1 protein-coding gene (running past one end of the window) is annotated in these 20,130 nt (G+C 72.3%); it reads left to right on the top strand.

Going from position 1 to position 20,130, the window contains the following annotated elements; all coding sequences use genetic code 11:
• Positions 1-20,130, top strand: the 3' portion of a protein-coding gene (locus tag T8K17_RS15665) for a non-ribosomal peptide synthase/polyketide synthase (protein WP_322330673.1). Its footprint begins 3,645 nt before the window's first position; only the last 20,130 of its 23,775 coding nucleotides appear in the window; the start codon falls outside the window, past its left edge; its stop codon occupies positions 20,128-20,130.

Raw genomic sequence — 20,130 nt, 5'->3', positions numbered from 1 at the left:
CGGCTCGCCGAGCGCCACGCCGCCCAGCCCTTCGATCTGGCCGAGGGTCCCCTGTTCCGGCTTCACCTGGTAAGGCTCGGGACCGCCGACCACCGGCTGCTGTTCAACATCCACCACATCGTCAGCGACCGCTGGTCCATCGACCTGCTGGTGCGCGAGTTCGCCGCGCTTTATCGGGCCGCCCTGTCCGGCGAGGCGGCCGACCTGCCGCCGCTCGAGATCGGATTCGCCGACTATGCGGCCTGGCAGCAGGACTGGCTGCAGGGCGAGGTTCTGGAGCGCCAGCTTGCCCATTGGACCGCCGAGCTCGACGGCGCGCCGACCCAACTGGATCTGCCCGCCGACCGCCCGCACCCGCCGGTCCGCAGCCATGCCGGCGGTCTCTGGGAGCACCACCTGGATGCCGGTCTGACCCGCCGCCTGCGGGAGGTGAGCCGCAGCCTCGGCGCCACCGATTTCATGACCGTGCTGTCCGCGTTCGGCCTGCTGCTCTCCCGCTACAGCGGCCAGGACGACATCCTGATCGGCTGTCCGGTGTCGAACCGCCGTCACACGGCCTGCGAGGGCCTGATCGGCATGTTCGTCAACACCCTGGCCCTGCGCTGGTCGGGCGGGGACGTGCCGGATTTCGCTGGGCTGGTGTCGCGCATCCGCCGCCGCAGTCTGCGGGCCCACGCCCATGCCGACCTGCCCTTCGAGCTGCTGGTCGACCACCTTCAGCCGGAGCGGGAGATATCCCGCAGCCCGGTCTTCCAGGTCATGTTCGTGATGCAGAACGCCCCCCTGGAACGCCTGTCCTTCGGCGCGACCGAGGCCCTGCTGATGCCGCCGCCGCTGACGGCCTCCAAGTTCGACCTCACCCTGTATGTCGAGCCGACCGATGACGGGCTCGCCACCCGATGGGAATACAGCCGCGACATCTTCGACGAGGACCGGATCGCCCGGCTGAGCGCCCATTTCGAGCGGCTCCTGCGCGCCGCCCTGGACGCGCCGAGCCTACCGCTCGCCGATCTGCGGATGAGCTCCGACGAGGAACGCCGTCGGCTGAGCGCCTGGGGCCGCGGCCCGGCGGTCGAGCGGCCCTGGGACACCCTGGTCGACGGCTTCCGCGCCCAGGTCGCCCTGCAACCGGACGCGACGGCCCTGGTCGGCCGCCGGGAGACGCTCGACTACGCGACACTGAACCGCCGCGCCAATCGGCTTGCCCACCTGCTGGCCGAGCACGGCATCGGCCGAGGCGCCCTGGTCGGCGTCTGCCTCGCCCCGACGCCGCAGGCGGTGGTCGCCCTGCTCGCGGTCGCCAAGGCCCGCGCCGCCTATCTGCCCCTCGACCCGGCCTACCCGGTCGAGCGCCTGGCCTACATGCTCTCGGAATCCGGAGCCTCGCTGGTGCTCTCCACCTCCGATCTCGCCGACCGCCTGCCCGGCGCGGTGCCCGTCCTGGCGCTGGACACGATCGGCGAGGCTCTGGAAGGCCGGCCCGACACCGACCCTGCCGGCGGGCCGGGGCCGGACGATCCGCTCTACGTCATCTACACCTCCGGGTCGACCGGCCGGCCGAAGGGCGCCGGCGTCACCCATGGCGGTTTCGCGAACCTGCTGAACTGGTACCGCCGGACGCTCGACCTGGGGCCCGGGGATCGGGGGCTCCTGGTCAGCGCCCTGGGATTCGACCTCACCCAGAAGAACCTGTTCGCGCCGCTGCTCTGCGGGGCCGCGCTGCATTTCCCGGAACTGGAGATCGGCTACGACCCGGCCGCCCTGCGCGCCGCCGTGGCGAAGCACGCGATCACCTGGATCAACTGCACGCCGAGCGCGTTCTATCCCCTCCTGGAGGGCCCGCGCCGGTCCGCGCCGGCCGCCCTTGCCTCCCTGCGCCACGTCGTCCTCGGCGGCGAGCCGATCCAGAGGGACCGTCTTGCCGCCTGGCTTGCCGATCCGTCCTGCCATGCCGTCGTGCTGAACAGCTACGGCCCGACCGAATGCACCGACGTGGCGGTCGCCGGCCCGGTCGATCCGGCGGCAGACCTTCCGGCCGTGCCGCTGGGCCGGCCGATCGACAACGTCCGCCTGCTGGTGGTCGATCCGGCGGACACGCCCCAACCGGTCGGGATTCCCGGCGAGCTGCTGATCGGCGGGGCCGGTGTCGGCACCGGGTATCGCGGACGCGACGACCTGAACGCCCGCCACTTCGCGGACCTGACCGTCGACGGCCGGCGGGAGCGTTACTACAGGACCGGCGATATCGTCGCCTGGCGGAGCGACGGCACCCTCGACTATCTCGGCCGGCGCGACGAGCAGGTGAAGCTGCGCGGCTTCCGCATCGAACTCGGCGAGGTGGAGGCGGTGCTGCGCGCCCAGCCGGGCGTGGAGGAGGCCGCCGTTGTCGTGCGCCGGTCCGGCGCCGGGGACCATCTGGCCGCCTATCTGACCGGAGTCGACATCGAGGATCCGGAAGCCCTGCGGCCGGCGCTGCTGCGGCAGCTTCCGGCCTATATGGTGCCCGACACGCTGACGGTTCGCGACCGCCTGCCGCTGACCCCGAACGGCAAGCTGGACCGCCGCGCCCTGGAGGCTCTGCCCGTCGCGTCGACGGCCGCGGACGCGCCAATGGGCGACACCGAAGCCCGGCTCGCGGAGATCTGGATAACCCTGCTGGGGCTCGACACGGTGGATCGGAACGCGAGCTTCTTCGCGCTCGGCGGCCATTCCCTGCTCGCCGTCCAGCTCGTCGCCCGTATCGCCGACGGTTTCGGCACCGACATCGGTCTGCGCGCGCTGTTCGAGGCACCGACCCTGGCCGGGCTCGCCGCCCATCTCGACGCCGGCCGCGCCGCCGCCGGCCCGGCCCTCGTCGCCCTGCCGCAGGACGATCTCGCCGAGCCCTCCTTCGCCCAGCAGCGGCTGATGTTCCTCGACCAGCTGGAAGGGCCGAGCGCGGCCTACAGCATGCCGGCCGCCCTGGAGCTTTCCGGCGGACTGGACGTCGCCGCCCTGCGCGCCGCCCTGAGCGCCCTGGTGGAGCGCCACGAGAGCCTGCGCCTCGCCTTCAATTTCATCGACGGCCGACCGATCGTGCGACGGCTTCCTGGCTACGACCCGCTGGTCCTGCGCGATCTGAGCGACCGGGCGCCGGAGGCCGCCGAGCGGGACGCCGCCCGCCTGGCCGACGACGATGCGGCCCTGCCTTTCGATCTGGCGACGGGGCCGCTGTTCCGGCTGACACTGCTTCGCCTCGCAGCGGGCCGGCACCGGCTGCTGGTCAACCTGCACCACATCATCGCCGACGGCTGGTCGGTCGACCTGCTGATCGCCGATCTGGCACGCCTGTACGGCGCCTGCCTGCGGAATGCGACCGCCGAGCTTCCGGCCCTGGCGCTGACCTACACCGACTACGCCGCCTGGCAGCGCCGCCGGCTGGAAAGCGACGCCCTGGACCGCCAGCGCGCCTTCTGGCGCGACCGGCTGGGCGACGCCCCGGAACTCGCCGCGCTGCCGACAGACCATCCGCGCGGCGCGGTACAGGCGCATGAAGGCGGCGCGGTGCCGCTGCATATCGACCGGGAATGCGCCGACGCCCTGCGCACCCTGGCCCGCAGGCATGACGCAACCCTGTTCATGGTGCTGCTGGCCGCCTTCAAGCTGCTGCTGTTCCGCTACAGCGGCGAGCGCGACCTGTGCGTCGGGGTGCCGGTCGCCAACCGCCCGGACAGCCGGCTCGAGCCGGTGGTCGGCCTGTTCCTCAACACCCTGGTGGTGCGCAGCGCCGTTCCCCGCGACGGCACCCTCGCCGACCTGATCGCAGGTGTGCGCGAGGCGACCCTGTCGGCCTTCGCCCACCAGGATCTGCCCTTCGAGTATCTGGTGGAGGAGCTGCGCCCGACCCGCGCGCTCAGCCACAACCCCCTGTTCCAGGTGATGATCAACCTGGTCAACACCAGGCGCGAGGAGATCGCCCTGGAGGGCCTTTCGGTGACCCGGCTGACGCCCGCCGGCGACGACCTGGTGAAGTTCGACCTCAACCTCACCCTGACGGACAGGGCCGACGGGTCGCTCGACGGGGCACTGCAATACAACGCCGCCCTGTTCGAGGCGGAGACGATCGCCTTCCTCGGCGCGTGCCTGACCGCCCTGCTGGACCGCATCGCGACCCGCCCCGACACGCCCCTGGCCGCGCTGTCGGTGCTGCCCGACCCGCTGCCGCCGCGGCGTCCCATGCCGGTGCCGACCGGCGAGCCGATCCGGTTCGGAGCGATCGAGCGCTCGATTCCTGACCACTTCGCCGATCGGGCGGCCCGGCATCCCGACCGGGTGGCGATCCGCACCCCGCAGACAGCGCTGACCTACGGCGCGCTGGACCGCGCGGCCCGTTCCCTGGCGGCCGAGCTTCTGGACCGGTCGGCCCCGGCGCGGGTCGCCCTGCTGGTGCCGCACGACGAGCGGATGGCGATCGCCATGCTCGGCTGCCTGCAGGCCGGGCGCTGCTACGTTCCGCTCGACCCGGCCCAGCCGCCGGCCCGGTTGCGCGCCATCCTGGAGGATGTCGACACCGACCTGATCGTCGCGGCGGGACCTCTGGCGGATCTTGCCGCCGACCTCGCCGCCGCTCTCCCGGCTCAGAGCGGCACGGTGATCGACCTCGACGGGCTGGACCGCGCCCCGGCGGAGCGTCTTCCGGAGGTGCCGGCCGATGCGGTCGCCTACATCCTCTACACCTCCGGGTCGACCGGCCGCCCCAAGGGCGTGGTGCAGAACCATCGCAACGTGCGGCATTTCATCCGCCGCTACAGCGAGGCCCTGCGGCTGCGCCCGGACGACCGGATCCTGCAGGTCGCCTCCTACGCTTTCGATGCCGCCGTCATGGACATCTACGGCGCCCTACTGACCGGCGCATCGCTGTATCCCGTCGATCTCCGCAACACCGGTCTGTCCCAGGCGGCCGAATGGCTGGCGGAGGAAGCGGTGACGGTGATCCATGCCACGCCCAGCGTGTTCCGCGCCCTGACCGCGGAGCTCGACCGCACCGCCCCGGACCTCCGCCTGCCCGCCGCCCGTCTCGTCGTCCTCGGCGGCGAGGCGGTGACCCGGCACGATCTGGCCGCCTTCCGCGCCCGGTTCGAGCCCGGCTGCCTGTTCGTCAACGGGCTCGGCCCGACCGAATCCACGGTCACCCTGCAGTTCTTCGCCGATCACGACAGCGCCCTGCCGCGCTTCGGCATCCCCGTGGGCTATCCGGTCAAGGGGACCGGCATCGGGCTGCTGGACGACACCGGTGCGCCCGCCGAGCTGTTCGGCGAGATCGCCATCGCCAGCCCCTATGTGGCGCTGGGATACTGGCGCCAGGACTCCGCCGTCTTCGAGGACGATCCCCACCGCCCGGGCTCCCGGCTGTACCGCAGCGGCGATCTCGCCCGTCGACTGCCGGACGGCACGCTGGAGGTGGTCGGGCGCCGGGACCAGCAGGTCAAGCTGCGCGGCTTCCGCGTCGAGCCCGGCGAGGTGGAGGCGGTGCTGCGCGACCATCCGGGCCTGCGCCAGGCGGCCGTGCTGCTCTCGACACCGCCAGGCCGGCCCGACGCCGCCCGCCTGGTCGCCTATATCTGCGGCACCGCCGGCCCGCAGGAGGCGCTGGACTGGTGCCGGGCGCGGCTGCCCGCCTATATGGTTCCGGCCCAGGCGATCCCCGTCGCCGACCTGCCCCTGACCATCACCGGCAAGCTCGACCGGGCCGCGTTGCCGGCGCCGGCCGAGAGCGCCAAGGGTCCAACCGACAACCGGCCGGCAACGCCGCAGGAAGAGCTGCTGGCCGGGCTCTGGGCTGAAGTGCTGGGGCTGGAGCGGGTCGGGAGCGGACAGAGCTTCTTCGATCTTGGCGGCCACTCGCTGCTGGCGACCCAGCTGGTCTCCCGCATCCGCCAGGCTTTCGACGTCGACATCCCCCTGCGCCTGCTGTTCGAGCACCCCGTCCTTGCCGGCCAGGCCGCCGCGATCGAGGCCGCCCGGCGCGGCACGGATGCGCCGCCCCCGCCGGCGATCGTGCCGCGCGCGGATCGCGACAGCCTGCCCCTGTCCTTCGCCCAGCAGCGGCTGTGGTTCCTCAGCCAGATGGATCGGGGCCAGCTGGACGGGTCCGCGTCGAGTGCGGCCTATAACGTCACCGCCGCCCTGGCGCTGGACGGCGCCCTGGACGAGGACGCCCTGCGCCGGGCGCTGGTGGCGCTGACCGGACGCCACGAGAGCCTGCGCCTGTCCCTGCACGAGCAGGCCGGCGAGCCCGTCCTCTCCCTGCGCGACCCCTTCGACCCGCTGCTGGTGGAGGACCTGTCCGGTCTCGACCCGACCGATCACGACGCCGCCGTGCAGGCCCGGGCGACCGAGCATGCCGCCCAGCCCTTCGACCTCGAGAACGACCCGCTGCTGCGCCTGACCCTGCTGCGGCTCTCCCCGGACCGCCACGTGCTGCTGGTGAACCTGCACCACATCGCCGCCGACGGCTGGTCGCTGGGCGTGCTGGTCCGCGACCTCGGCGCGCTCTATGCCGAGGCCCTGGGCCAGGGACCGGGCCTGGCGCCGCCCGCCCTGCACTATGCCGACTACGCCGCCTGGCAGCGCGGCTGGCTGGAGGGTGCCGTCCTGGAGCGCCAGCTCGGCTACTGGCGGTCGCAGCTGGCCGACGCCCCCCTGCTGCTCGACCTGCCCGCCGACCGCAAGCGCCCGGCCGTGAAGACCGCCCGTGGCGCCCAGCTCGCCGTCACAATCGAGCCCGACCTGCTCGCCCGGCTGGAGGCGCTCGGCAGGTCCCGCGGCGCCACCCTGTTCATGACCCTGCTGGCCGGCTTCGCCGCCCTGCTGCACCGCCAGACCGGCGAGAGCGACATCCTGGTCGGCAGCCCCATCGCCAACCGCACCCAGCGCCAGACCGAGGATCTCGTCGGCTTCTTCGTCAACACCCTGGTCCTGCGGACCGCCGTGCAGCGCGACGACCCCTTCGCCGAGCTGCTGGCCCAGGTCCGGGCGACCGCGCTGGACGCCTATGCCCATCAGGACCTGCCCTTCGAGACCCTGGTCTCCGAGCTTCGCCCGGAGCGCTCCTTGTCCCACACGCCGCTGTTCCAGGTCATGTTCGGCCTGCAGAACGCCCCGGAGGAGAACCTGACCCTGGGCGACCTCGCGGTCCGGGCCCTGGCGCCGCAGACCGGCACCGCCAAGTTCGACCTGACCGTCAGCGCCCAGGTGGGACCGGCGGGGCTGACCGTGAGCTGGGAGTACAGCACCGACCTGTTCGACCGGCCGCGCATCGAGCGCCTGGCCCGACAGTATGTCCGCCTGCTGCAGGCGGTAGCCGAGGCGCCGGAGCGGGCCGTCGGCCGTCTGCCGCTGCTCGACGCCGACGAGCAGGCCCGCATCGCATCCTGGAGCGGCGGGGCGAGCCCCTATCCGCGCGACGAAGGCCTGACCGCCCTGTTCGCCGAGCGCGTCGCCGCCGATCCGCAGGCCGTCGCACTGCGCTGGGGCGACCGCACCCTGACCTATGCCGAGCTGGATGCCCGGTCCGACCGGCTGGCGGCGTATCTCTGCGACCAGGCGGCCGATCTCAGTGGGCGGGTGATCGGTCTGTGCCTGGAGCGCGGGCCGGAGCTGATCGTCGCGATGGTCGCGGTTCTGAAGGCCAGGGCCGCCTACCTGCCGCTGGACCCGGACCTGCCCGACGCCCGCCGGCGCTACATGGTGGAAGATGCCGGCACGGCATTGGTTCTCACCGAAGACACCTTCGCCTCGGGGTTGGACGGGTTGCCCTGCCCGGTCCTCCGGCTCGACCGCGAGGCCGAGGCCATCGCCGCCTGCACCGCCTCGGTCCCGGCCGTCACGACCGACGGCTCAAGCCTCGCCTATGTCATGTACACCTCCGGCTCGACCGGCCAGCCCAAGGGCGTGCTGATCCTGCAGCGGGCCGTGACCAGGCTGGTGCGCGATACGGACTATATCGACATCCGCCCCCACCAACGGATCGCCCAGGCGGCCAACACCGCCTTCGACGCCGCCACCTTCGAGATCTGGGGAGCGCTGCTGAACGGGGCTGCCCTCGTCCTGCTGTCCCGCGACGACGTGCTCGACCCCGACCGCTTCGCCAGGCTGCTGCGGGCGCAGACGGTGGACATCCTGTTCCTGACCACCGCCCTGTTCAACCGCCTCGCCCAGATCGATCCGGCCATCTTCGCCGCCCTCGACTCCCTGCTGTTCGGCGGCGAGGCGGTCGATCCCCGCCCGGTCCGCGCCGTGCTGGCCGCCGGCGGTCCCCAGCGCCTGCTGCATGTCTACGGCCCCACCGAGTGCACAACCTTCGCCACCTGGCACCATGTGACCGAGGTGCCGCAGGACGCCGTCACCGTCCCCATCGGCCGGCCGCTCGCCAACACCACCGCCCATATCCTCGACCCCGACGGCCAGCCGGTCCCCGTCGGCGTGGCCGGCGAGCTGCATCTGGGCGGCGACGGGTTGGCCGAGGGCTATCTGGGGCAGCCGGAACTGACGGCGGCCAAGTTCGTCACCCACGAAACCCTCGGCCGGCTCTACCGCACCGGCGACCTGTGCCGCTGGACCGAAGACGGTGCGGTGGAATTCCTCGGCCGCAGCGACCACCAGGTCAAGCTGCGGGGCTTCCGCATCGAGCTGGGCGAAGTGGAAACCGCCCTGCGCCGCTGCCGGGGCGTGGACGATGCCGTCGTCCTGCTGACCGGCGACGGCGAACACCGCCGGCTGGTCGGCTACGCCGCCGGCCCCGGCCTCGACGCCGACGCGATCCGCGCCGAACTCCGCGCCGACCTGCCCGACTACATGGTGCCTAGTCACCTGATCGTGCTGCCCGCCCTGCCGCTCAACGCCAACGGCAAGCTCGACCGGGCTGCCCTGCCGGCGCCAGGAGAAACCTCAGACGGTCCCGCCGACGACCGGCCCGCGACGCCGCAGGAGGACCTGCTGGCGGGGCTCTGGGCCGAGGTGCTCGGGCTGGAGCGGGTCGGCCGCGGGCAGAGCTTCTTCGATTTGGGCGGTCACTCCCTGCTGGCGACCCAGCTGGTCTCCCGCATCCGCCAGGCCTTCGACGTCGACATCCCCCTGCGCCTGCTGTTCGAGCATCCGGCGCTGGGCGACCAGGCCGCCGCCATCGAGGCCGCCCGGCGCGGCACGGATGCGCCGCCCCCGCCGGCGATCGTGCCGCGCGCGGATCGCGACAGCTTGCCGCTCTCCTTCGCCCAGCAGCGCCTGTGGTTCCTCAGCCAGATGGACCGGGGCCAGCTGGACGGGTCCGCGTCGAGTGCGGCCTATAACGTCACCGCCGCGCTGGCCCTGGACGGCACCCTCGACGAGGCCGCCCTGCGCCGGGCGCTGGTCGCGCTGACCGGGCGCCACGAGAGCCTGCGCCTGTCCCTGCACGAGGCGGCAGGCGAGCCCGTCCAGTCCCTGCGCGACCCCTTCGACCCGCTGGTCCTGGAGGACCTGTCCGCCCTGAACCCGGCCGACCACGACGCCGCCGTGGACGCGCGCGCCGCCGCCCATGCGGCCGAACCATTCGACCTGGAGGCCGACCCGCTGTTGCGGCTGACCCTGCTGCGGCTGGGGACCGAGGCGCACGTGCTGCTGGTCAATCTGCACCACATCGCTGCCGACGGCTGGTCTCTCGGCGTGCTGGTTCGCGATCTCGGCGCCCTCTATGCCGAAGCCCTGGGCGAGGGGCCGGGCCTGCCCGCCCCCGCCCTGCACTACACCGACTACGCCGCCTGGCAGCGCGGCTGGCTGGAGGGGACGGTTCTCGACCGCCAGCTCGGCTACTGGCGGTCGCAGCTGGCCGACGCCCCCCTGCTGCTCGACCTGCCCGCCGACCGCAAACGCCCCGCATTCAGGTCCGCCCGCGGCGCCCAGCTCGCCGTCACAATCGACCCCGATCTGCTCGCCCGGCTGGAGGCGCTCGGCAGGGCGCGCGGCGCCACCCTGTTCATGACCCTGCTGGCCGGCTTCGCCGCCCTGCTGCACCGCCAGACCGGCGAGAGCGACATCCTGATCGGCAGCCCCATCGCCAACCGCACCCAGCGTCAGACCGAGGATCTCGTCGGCTTCTTCGTCAACACCCTGGTCCTGCGCACCGCCGTGCACCGCGACGACCCCTTCGCCGAGCTCCTGGCGCAAATCCGCACGACCGCGCTGGACGCCTATGCCCATCAGGACCTGCCCTTCGAGACCCTGGTCTCCGAGCTGCGGCCGGAGCGCTCGCTGTCCCACACGCCGCTGTTCCAGGTCTTGTTCGGCCTGCAGAACGCTCCCGAAGAGGACCTGACCCTGGGCGACCTGACGGTCCGGGCCCTGGCGCCGCAGACCGGCACCGCCAAGTTCGACCTGACCGTCAGCGCCCAGGTGGGACCGGCAGGGCTGAGCGTCAGCTGGGAGTACAGCACCGACCTGTTCGACCGGCCGCGCATCGAGCGCCTGGCCCGGCAGTATGTCCGCCTGCTGGAGGCGGCGGCGCAGGACCCCGAAGCTTCGGTGGGCGCCCTGCCGCTGCTCGACGCCGACGAGCAGGCCCGCATCGCGTCCTGGAGCGGCGGGGCGAGCCCCTATCCGCGCGAGGAGAGCCTGGCCGCCCTGTTCGCCGAGCGCGTCGCCGCCGAACCGCAGGCCGTCGCACTGCGGTGGGACGACCGCACCCTGACCTATGCCGAGCTGGACGCCCGCTCCGACCGGCTGGCGGCCTATCTCTGCAACCAGGCGGGCGATCTCCGCAGCCGGGTGATCGGCCTGTGCCTGGAGCGCGGACCGGAGTTGATCGTCGCGATGCTGGCGACGGTCAAGGCCGGGGCCGCCTACCTGCCGCTGGACCCGGAACTGCCCGACGCCCGTCGGCGCTACATGGTGGAAGATGCCGGCGCCGCGTTGGTCCTGACGGAAGACGCCCTCGCCGCCGGCCTGGACGGGTTGCCCTGCCCGGTCATCCGGCTCGACCGGGAATCCGAGGCGATCGCCGCCTGCACCGCCGCGGTCCCGGCCGTGGCGACCGACGGATCCGGCCTCGCCTATGTCATGTACACGTCCGGCTCCACCGGCCAGCCCAAGGGTGTGCTGATCCCGCAGCGGGCCGTCGCCCGGCTGGTGCGCGATACGGACTATATCGACATCCGCCCCGGCCACCGGATCGCCCAGGCGGCCAACACCGCCTTCGATGCCGCCACCTTCGAGATCTGGGGCGCCCTGCTGAACGGTGCTGCCCTCGTCCTGCTGTCCCGCGACGACGTGCTCGACCCCGACCGGTTTGCGGCGCTACTGCGGGCGAAGACAGTCGACATCCTGTTCCTGACCACCGCCCTGTTCAACCGGCTCGCCCAGATCGATCCAGGCGTGTTCGGTGGGCTGGACACCCTGCTGTTCGGCGGCGAGGCGGTCGATCCCCGCCCGGTCCGCGCCGTGCTGGCCGCCGGCGGACCGACCCGCCTGCTGCATGTCTACGGCCCCACCGAGTGCACAACCTTCGCCACCTGGCACCACGTGACCGAGGTGCCGCAGGACGCCGTCACCGTGCCCATCGGCCGGCCGCTCGCCAACACCACCGTCCATATCCTCGACGCAGACGGCCAGCCGGTGCCCATTGGCGTCGCCGGGGAGCTGCATCTGGGCGGCGATGGCCTCGCCGAGGGTTATCTGGGACAGCCGGAGCTGACGGCGGACCGGTTCATCCCCCACGAAACCCTCGGCCGGCTCTACCGGACCGGCGACCTGTGCCGGTGGACCGAGGACGGCGCCGTAGCGTATCTCGGTCGCAGCGACCACCAGATCAAGCTGCGCGGCTTCCGCATCGAGCTCGGCGAGGTGGAGACCGCCCTGCGCCGCTGCCGCGGCGTCGACGATGCCGTGGTCCTGCTCACCGGCGACGGCGAGCATCGCCGGCTGGTCGGCTATGCCGCCGGCCCCGGCCTCGACGCCGACGCGATCCGGGCCGAACTGCGGGCGGAGCTACCCGACTACATGGTCCCCAGCCACCTGATCGCACTCGACGCGATGCCGCTCAATCCGAACGGCAAGCTCGACCGGGCTGCGTTGCCGGCGCCGGACGAGACTTTGGACGCTGCGACCGACGACCGGCCGGCCACGCCGCAGGAGGACCTGCTGGCGGGGCTCTGGGCCGAGGTGCTCGGGCTGGAGCGGGTCGGCCGTGGGCAGAGCTTCTTCGATCTCGGCGGCCACTCCCTGCTCGCCACCCAGCTGGTCTCCCGCATCCGCCAGGCCTTCGACGTCGACATCCCCCTGCGCCTGCTGTTCGAGCACCCGGTACTTGGCGATCAGGCCGCCGCCATCGAGGCCGCCCGCAGAGGCGCCGACGCTCCCCCGCCGCCGCCGATCGTGCCACGCGCGGATCGCGACAGCCTGCCGCTCTCCTTCGCCCAGCAGAGGCTCTGGTTCCTCAATCAGCTCGAGCCGGACAACCCGTTCTACAACACCCCGCTCGCCCTGCGCCTGGCCGGTCGGCTGGACGCGGCGGCGCTGGAGGCCGCCCTGGCCCTGGTGGTCGACCGGCACGAGGTGCTGCGCACGGCATTCCGCAGCCGTGACGGCGCGCCGGAGCAGGTCGTCCTGGCGCGCGTCGACGTCCCGCTGGAACGGGTCGACCTCGCCGCCCTGCCCGAGGCCGACCGGGAGGCGGAGATGCTCGAGCGGGCCGCGGCGGAGGCCCGCACGCCCTTCGCCGATCTGGGCCGCCCGCCCCTGCTGCGGGCGCGCCTGCTGCGGATGGCGGCGCAGGACCACGTGCTGCTGCTCACCTTCCACCACATCGTCATCGACGGCTGGTCGCTGGACGTGCTGACCCGCGAACTGGCGGAGGCCTATTGCGCCGCGCTGGAGGGCCGTCCGGCCGATCTGCCGGTCCTGGCGATCCAATATGCCGACTACGCCGCCTGGCAGCGCGCGTGGCTGACCGGCGCAGTGCTGGAGCGCCAGCTCGCCTATTGGCGCGGCCAGCTCGCCGAGGCGCCGCCGATGCTGGCCCTGCCGACCGACCGGCCGCGGCCGGCGGTGCAGAGCTTCCGCGGCGCCAGCCTGCGCTTCCGCCTCGACGCCGAGACGCGGGACGGACTGCACCGGCTGTCGCGGGCGCAGGGCGCCACCCTGTTCATGACCCTGCTCGCCGGCTTCGCCGCCCTGCTGCACCGGGTCGGCGGGCAGGACGACCTGGTGATCGGCTCGCCCATCGCCAACCGGCAGCGGGCGGAGACCGAAGGCCTGCTCGGCTTCTTCGTCAACACCCTGGCCCTGCGGGTGCGGATCGAGGACGGTGCCGATTTCCGCAGCCTCCTGGCCCAGGTCCGGCGGACCGCGCTGGACGGCTACGCCCATCAGGATCTGCCCTTCGAGCATCTGGTGGAAGAGGTGCATCCAGAGCGCGACCTGAGCCGGAACCCGGTGTTCCAGGTCATGCTGGCGCTGCAGAACATGCCGCTGGAGCCGCGGAGGATCGAGGGGCTGCGCTTCAGCCCGGTGCATGCGGAGCGCCGGGCCGCGCTGTTCGACCTGGTGCTGGATATCTGGGACCGGCCGGACGGGCTGCAGGGTGTGCTGGAATACAGCCGCGACCTGTTCGAACCGGATACCGCCGCCCGGATGATGGACAGCCTGGCGACCCTGCTGCGTGCCGCGGCGCGCGATCCGTCCATCGCCATCGCCGACCTGCCGCTGCTCGAGCCGGACCAGGAGGCGCGGATCCTCGCCCTGTCGACCGGCCCCACGTTCGCGCATCCGGTCGACCGCAGCTATGCCGCGGCGTTCGAGGCCCAGGTCGCCGCCACGCCGGCCCGGATCGCGGCGGAGGCCGAGGGGCGCCGGATCGACTATGCGGAGCTGAACGGACAGGCAAACCGGCTCGCCCGGCTGCTGCGCGCCATCGGGGTCGAGACAGGCGCGCCGTTGGCGGTGCTGGTGCCGCGCGGCATCGACTACCTCGCGGCCCTGCTCGGAACGATCAAGGCCGGCGCCGTCTTCCTGCCGCTGGACACCGCCTATCCGGCCGACCGGCTGCGCTACATGCTGGAGGACAGCGGGGCCGCGGTGCTGGTGGCCGCCCCGGACGACCTCGCCACCCTGGCGGCGGGGACAATTCCCGCCTCCCTGCGCGATGCCGTGCTGATCGGCCCCGCCTCCTGGAGGCCGGCGGCCCTGCCGATCGGGATCCGGCTGCATCTGGCGGCCGCCCGCGACGGGTTCCCGGCCACCAATCCGCCGGAGGCCAACGTCCCGCAGGATCCGCTCTACCTGCTCTACACCTCCGGGTCGACCGGCCGACCGAAGGGCGCGCTGGTGCGTCATGACGGGGCGCTGAACCACATTTACGCCGAGTTCCGCCAGCTCGGCTTCGGGGCCGAAGACGCGTTCCTGCAGAGCGCGCCGGCCTCGTCGGACATTTCGGTGTGGCAATGCCTCGGCCCGCTGCTGGCAGGCGGACGTGTGGTCTTCGCCGACCGCGAGACGGTCGCCGCCCCCCGGGCGCTGCTGAAACTGATCCGCGATGCCCGCGTCAGCCTGATCGAGCTGGTGCCCGTGGTGCTGGAAGGACTGCTGGCCGAGGCCGAGACGCTGGATGCCGACCGGCGCGCGCTGCCGGATCTCGCGTGCGCCATGGTGACGGGCGAGGCGGTCTCGGTGCCGCTGGTCAACCGCTGGCATGCCCTGTGGCCGGAGATCCCGCTGGTCAACGCCTATGGGCCGACCGAGGCGGCGGACGACATCTGCCAGGCGGTGCTGACCGGTCCCCTGCCGGAGGAGACCGGCACCGTGCCCATCGGCCGGCCGATCGACAACATGTCGGTGCTGGTCCTAGACCCGACCCTGAAGCTGGCGCCGATCGGCGTGCCAGGCGAGATCTGCGTCGGCGGGGTCGGCGTCGGCGCCGGATACTGGCGCCGACCCGAGCTGACGGCCCGGGCCTTCGTCGCCAACCCCTATGCCGGCCGCACCCATGGGGACACCCTGTACCGCACCGGCGATCTCGGTCGGATGCGGGCGGACGGGACACTGGAGTTCCTGGGCCGGCTCGACGGCCAGGTGAAGATCCGCGGCTTCCGGGTCGAGCTTGCAGAGATCGAGGCCGTCCTCGCTCGTCATCCGCAGGTGCGCGACGCGGTCGTACAGGACTATCTCGATGCGGCCGGGGAGCGCCGGCTCGCCGCCTATCTGCAGACCCGGATGCCCCGCGAGCTCTCCGCCGATCTGGTGCGCGACCGGGTCGATCTCTGGAAAGAGCTGCACGAGGCGAGCTACGGCGACACCGAGGCGGCACCGCCGGACCCGACCTTCAACACCATCGGCTGGGACAGCACCTTCACCGGCGAGCCGCTGTCGGCGGAGGAGATGCAGGAATGCGTCGACAATGCGGTCGCGCGCATTCTGGCGCTCAACCCGAAAAGCCTGCTGGAGATCGGCTGCGGCACCGGGCTGCTGATGTACCGGCTTGTCCCGCACTGCGCGCGATATCTGGGCACCGACCTGTCGGCCGTGGCCGTCGAGCAGCTGCGCGACGGTCAGGGGAGGCTGGCGGTCGAACGGCTGAGCGAGGCGGAGCTGCGGCAGCAGACCGCCGACGACTTCCATGGCATCCCGGCGGGGAGCTACGACACGCTCGTCCTGAACTCGGTCGTCCAGTATTTCCCGACCCGCGACTACCTGCTCGCCGTGCTGCGGGAGGCGGTGGCGCGCTGCGCCGAAGGCGGGTCGATCTTCGTCGGCGACGTCCGCAGCCTGCCGCTGCTGCGCTCCTATCACGGCGCGGTCCAGCACTTCAGGGCAGAGCCCGGGGTGACTCCGCGAGAGCTCGCCCGGCGGATCGAAGAGCAGGTCGCCCGCGAGCAGGAACTGGCCGTCGCCCCCGCCTTCTTCCTCGCCCTGGCGGACCGGATACCCCGGATCGCCGGCGTCAGCATCCGGCCGAAGCGGGGCACGCTGAACAACGAGATGACCCGCTTCCGCTACGACGTGGTGCTGCGTGTCGCCGGGCCCGGCGCGGACCCGTCGGCGGACGTCGCGTGGGAAGACTGGCGCATCCGGCGGCCGGATCTGGAGGCGATCCGCGATCGGCTGATGGCGGGCGAGGAGCGCGTGGCGCTGCGCAACGTGGCGAACCGCCGGCTCGCCCAGGACCGGGCGTTGGCCGAGTGGCTGCGGGACGCGCCGGAAGAAGCCGGCGTGGCGCCGCTCGATGCCGAGCCGACCGGTCTGGATCCGGAGGACCTGTGGCGCCTGAGCGACAGCCTGCCGGTGGATGTGGAAATCTACTGCGAGCCGGAGAGCAGCCTGGGCGATTTCGCGGTGATCCTTCAGCCAGCGGGCGCCCCGCGGCCGGACGTCTGCCGCAGCCTCCTGCCGGCGCGCTTCGCCGAGGACGATCCGTTCGCCGGCCTCACCAACGAGCCCCTGGCCGAGAGCTTCACCCGCCACCTCCTGCCGCAGCTCCGCGCCGCCCTGAAGGCGAGCCTGCCGGACTACATGGTGCCGGCGAGCTTCGTGGTGCTCGACCGCTTCCCGCTGCTGCCGAACGGCAAGATCGACCGCAAGGCTCTACCCGTCCCCCGCACGGCCGCAAGCGATACCGCCGGCGGTGCGGAACCGGTCACCGAGACCCAGCGGGTGGTGCAGCGGATCTGGGCCGAGGTGCTGGCCATCGACCCGCCGGGGATCGACCGCAACTTCTTCGACCTGGGCGGCCACAGCCTGAAGGCGACCCAGGTGCTGAGCCGGTTGCAGGACCGCCTGGGCAAGGACCTGACCCTGCGGGACATCTTCCGGCACCCGACCATCGCGGAGCTTTCCGAAGCCCTGGACGCCTCGGAGAGCGGCGCTGGCGGCGCGCCGATCCGGCGCCTGCCCAATGCGGCGGACTATCCCGTTTCCGATGCCCAGCGCCGGCTCTGGGTGCTGTCGCAGATGGACGGCGGCGGGGCCTATCACATGGCCGACAGCCTGCGTCTGACGGGTCCGCTCGAAATCCACGCCCTGGGCCGCGCGATAGACACGGTGACCTCCCGGCACGAAAGCCTGCGGACCTGCTTCGTGGAGCGGAATGGCGACCTGCGCCAGCGGGTGGACGAGAACGCGACCGTCGAGCTGGTCGTGGAAGATCTGGGCGGGGAGGCCGATCCGCTGGCTTCCGCCCGGCGGCGGGCGCTGGAGGATGGCCGGCTGGGGTTCGACCTGACGCGGGCGCCGCTGCTGCGGCTCAGGCTGCTGCGCCTGGCCGACGACGACCACGTGCTGCTGTTCAACATGCACCACATCGTCTCCGACGGCTGGAGCATGGACGTGCTGCTGCGCGAGATCATGCAGGTCTATCGCGCCGTCCTTTCCAGCCTGCCCGACCCGCTTCCGCCCTTGGCGGTCCAGCCCCGGGACATCGTCGCCTGGCAGGCCGAGCGGCTGGCGGAACGGGAGGCGGAGCATCGCGCCTACTGGCAGGCTCGGCTCGGCGATCTGCCGCCGCCCCTGGACCTGCCCACCGACCGGCCGCGTCCGGCGGTCAAGACCTATCGCGGCGGACGCCTGCGCCGGCGCCTGTCGGCCGAGCAGTCGGCTGCCCTGTCGGCCTTTGCCAAGGCGCGGGGCGTCAGCCTGTTCATGGTGACGACCGCGCTGCTCAAGGCGTTGATGCACCGGGTCACCGGCGAGAACGATATCAGCCTCGGCACGCCCGTGGCCGGCCGGCCGCATGTGGATCTGGAAAGCCAGATCGGCTTCTTCATCAACACGCTGGTCCTGCGCGACCGGCTGGACGCGACGGAGAGCTTTGCCGGCCTGCTGGACCGTGTGCGGGACACCGCGATCGAGGCCTATGCCCATCAGGACTATCCGTTCGACGCGGTCGTGCGCGACCTGAACGTCCCCCGCGACCCCAGCCGCAATCCGCTGTTCGACGTGATGGTCGTCGTCCAGAACACCGAGAACCTGCGCCTCGACCTGCCGGGCCTGACGATCTCATCGCTGGATGTCGATTACGGCACGACCCAGTTCGACCAGCTCTGGAGCTTCGCCGAAGATACCGAAGGTCTGCGGATCGAACTACGGTTCAACCGGGATCTGTTCGACCAGGCGAGTGTCGAACGGCTGCTGGACTGTTGGCAGACCCTGCTGGCGGGTGCTCTGGCCGCGCCGGAGACGCCCGTCGGCCGCCTGCCGCTGCTTACGCCGCAGGATCGAGCGGCGCTGATCGCGCCCGCCGCGACGGCCGAGGTCCCCCAGCCCCTGCACGACAGCCTGACCGCCTGGTTCGAGGCGCAGGCGGCGGCGACCCCCGAGGCGATCGCCGTGACCGACGGCGCGATGCGGATCACCTACGGCGCGCTGAATGCGCGGGCCAACCGCCTGGCCCGGCGGCTGCGCGCGACGGTGCCGCCGGCCGAGGCCGACCGGACCCCGCTGATCGGCATCTGCCTGCCCCGCTCGGCGGAAATGATCGTTGCCATGCTGGCGGTGCTCAAGGCGGGTGCGGCCTATCTGCCGCTCGACCCGGATGCGCCGGCGGCGCGGCTCTCCTTCATTCTGGACGACGCCGAGGCACCGGTCCTGATCACCGACCCGTCCCTGGCCGACCGGTTCGCGCAGACGGGTTGCACGCTCTGCCAGATCGACGACGACGCCGACCTGCCGGCGGACGACGAAAACCTCGACCTCACACTCCGTCCGGACGACCCCGCCTACGTCATCTACACCTCCGGCAGCACCGGCGTGCCGAAGGGCAGCGTGATCCCCCACCGCAACGTCATGCGGCTGTTCACGGCGACCCAGCCCTGGTTCGGGTTCGACGGCGCGGACGTATGGACCCTGTTCCACTCCTTCGCCTTCGACTTCTCGGTCTGGGAGATCTGGGGCGCGCTGCTGCACGGCGGACGGCTGGTCATCGTGCCCTATGCGGTCAGCCGGGAGCCCGACCGCTTCCTCGCCCTGCTCCGGGACGAGCAAGTCACCGTCCTGAACCAGACGCCGTCGGCCTTCGGCCAGCTGCTCGCGGCCGACCCGGACCAGACCGTGCCGCTCAGCCTGCGCGCCGTGATCTTCGGCGGCGAGGCGCTTGACCCGACCATGCTGCGGCCCTGGTTCGCCCGACGCGGCGACCGGACGCCCCGGCTGGTCAACATGTACGGCATCACCGAGACGACCGTGCACGTCACCTATCGGCCGCTCACCGCCGCCGACGCGGAACACCCCGCCAGCCTGATCGGGGAACCGATCCCGGACCTGCAGCTCCACGTGCTCGACGCCTTCCTGGAGCCGGTGCCCCTCGGCGTGCCGGGCGAGCTGTATGTCGGCGGCGCCGGACTGGCGGCCGGGTACCTGAACCGGCCGGAACTGACCGCCGAGCGCTTCATCGACAACCCCTTCGTCCCCGGAAAGCGGCTGTACCGGACCGGCGACCGGGTGCGCCGGCGGGCGGATGGCGAGCTCGAATATCTCGGCCGCCTGGACAGCCAGGTGAAGATCCGCGGCTTCCGCATCGAGCTGGGCGAGATCACCGCCACCCTCAACCAGCATCCAGGAATCCGGGAGTCGGCCGCCCTGCTGCAGGGTGCGGCCGAAGACAAGTCGCTGACCGCCTATTACGTGGCCGCCGCCGACCCGCCGCCGGTGGAGGATCTGCGCCGGTACCTCCAGGCGCGGCTGCCCGGCTACATGGTGCCCGCCCGCTTCGTGGCGTTGGAGCGGATGCCGCTCACCGTGAACGGCAAGCTCGACCGCCGCGCCCTGCCCGACCCGGCTTCGGTCCCGACCGACGCAACCGGTCGAGCGCCCCGAACCGAGCGGGAAGCCCAGGTGGTCGATCTCTGGCGCGCGCTTCTGGCCCTGCCCGCGCTCGGCCTCGACGACAACGTGTTCGAGCACGGCGCCCATTCGATCCTGGCGGTCCAGGCCCGCGGCCGGCTGGAGGCGCTGACCGGCCGGTCCATCCCGGTGGTCCTGCTGTTCCAGCACCCGACCCCGGCCTCCCTGGCCGCCGCGCTGGAGACCCCGGAGGCGGCGACGGAACCGGACGCAACCGCCGACCGGGCCGCCCGCCGACGCAAGGCGTCTGGAAAGCGCCGCCGCCTCCCGCAACCGACGGCCGGAGAGTGA

The organism is Thalassobaculum sp. OXR-137 (assembly GCF_034377285.1).
Classification (GTDB): Bacteria; Pseudomonadota; Alphaproteobacteria; order Thalassobaculales; family Thalassobaculaceae; genus Thalassobaculum.
The sequence above is the reverse complement of the archived record's forward strand: the minus strand, read 5'-3'. Positions and strand labels throughout refer to the sequence as shown.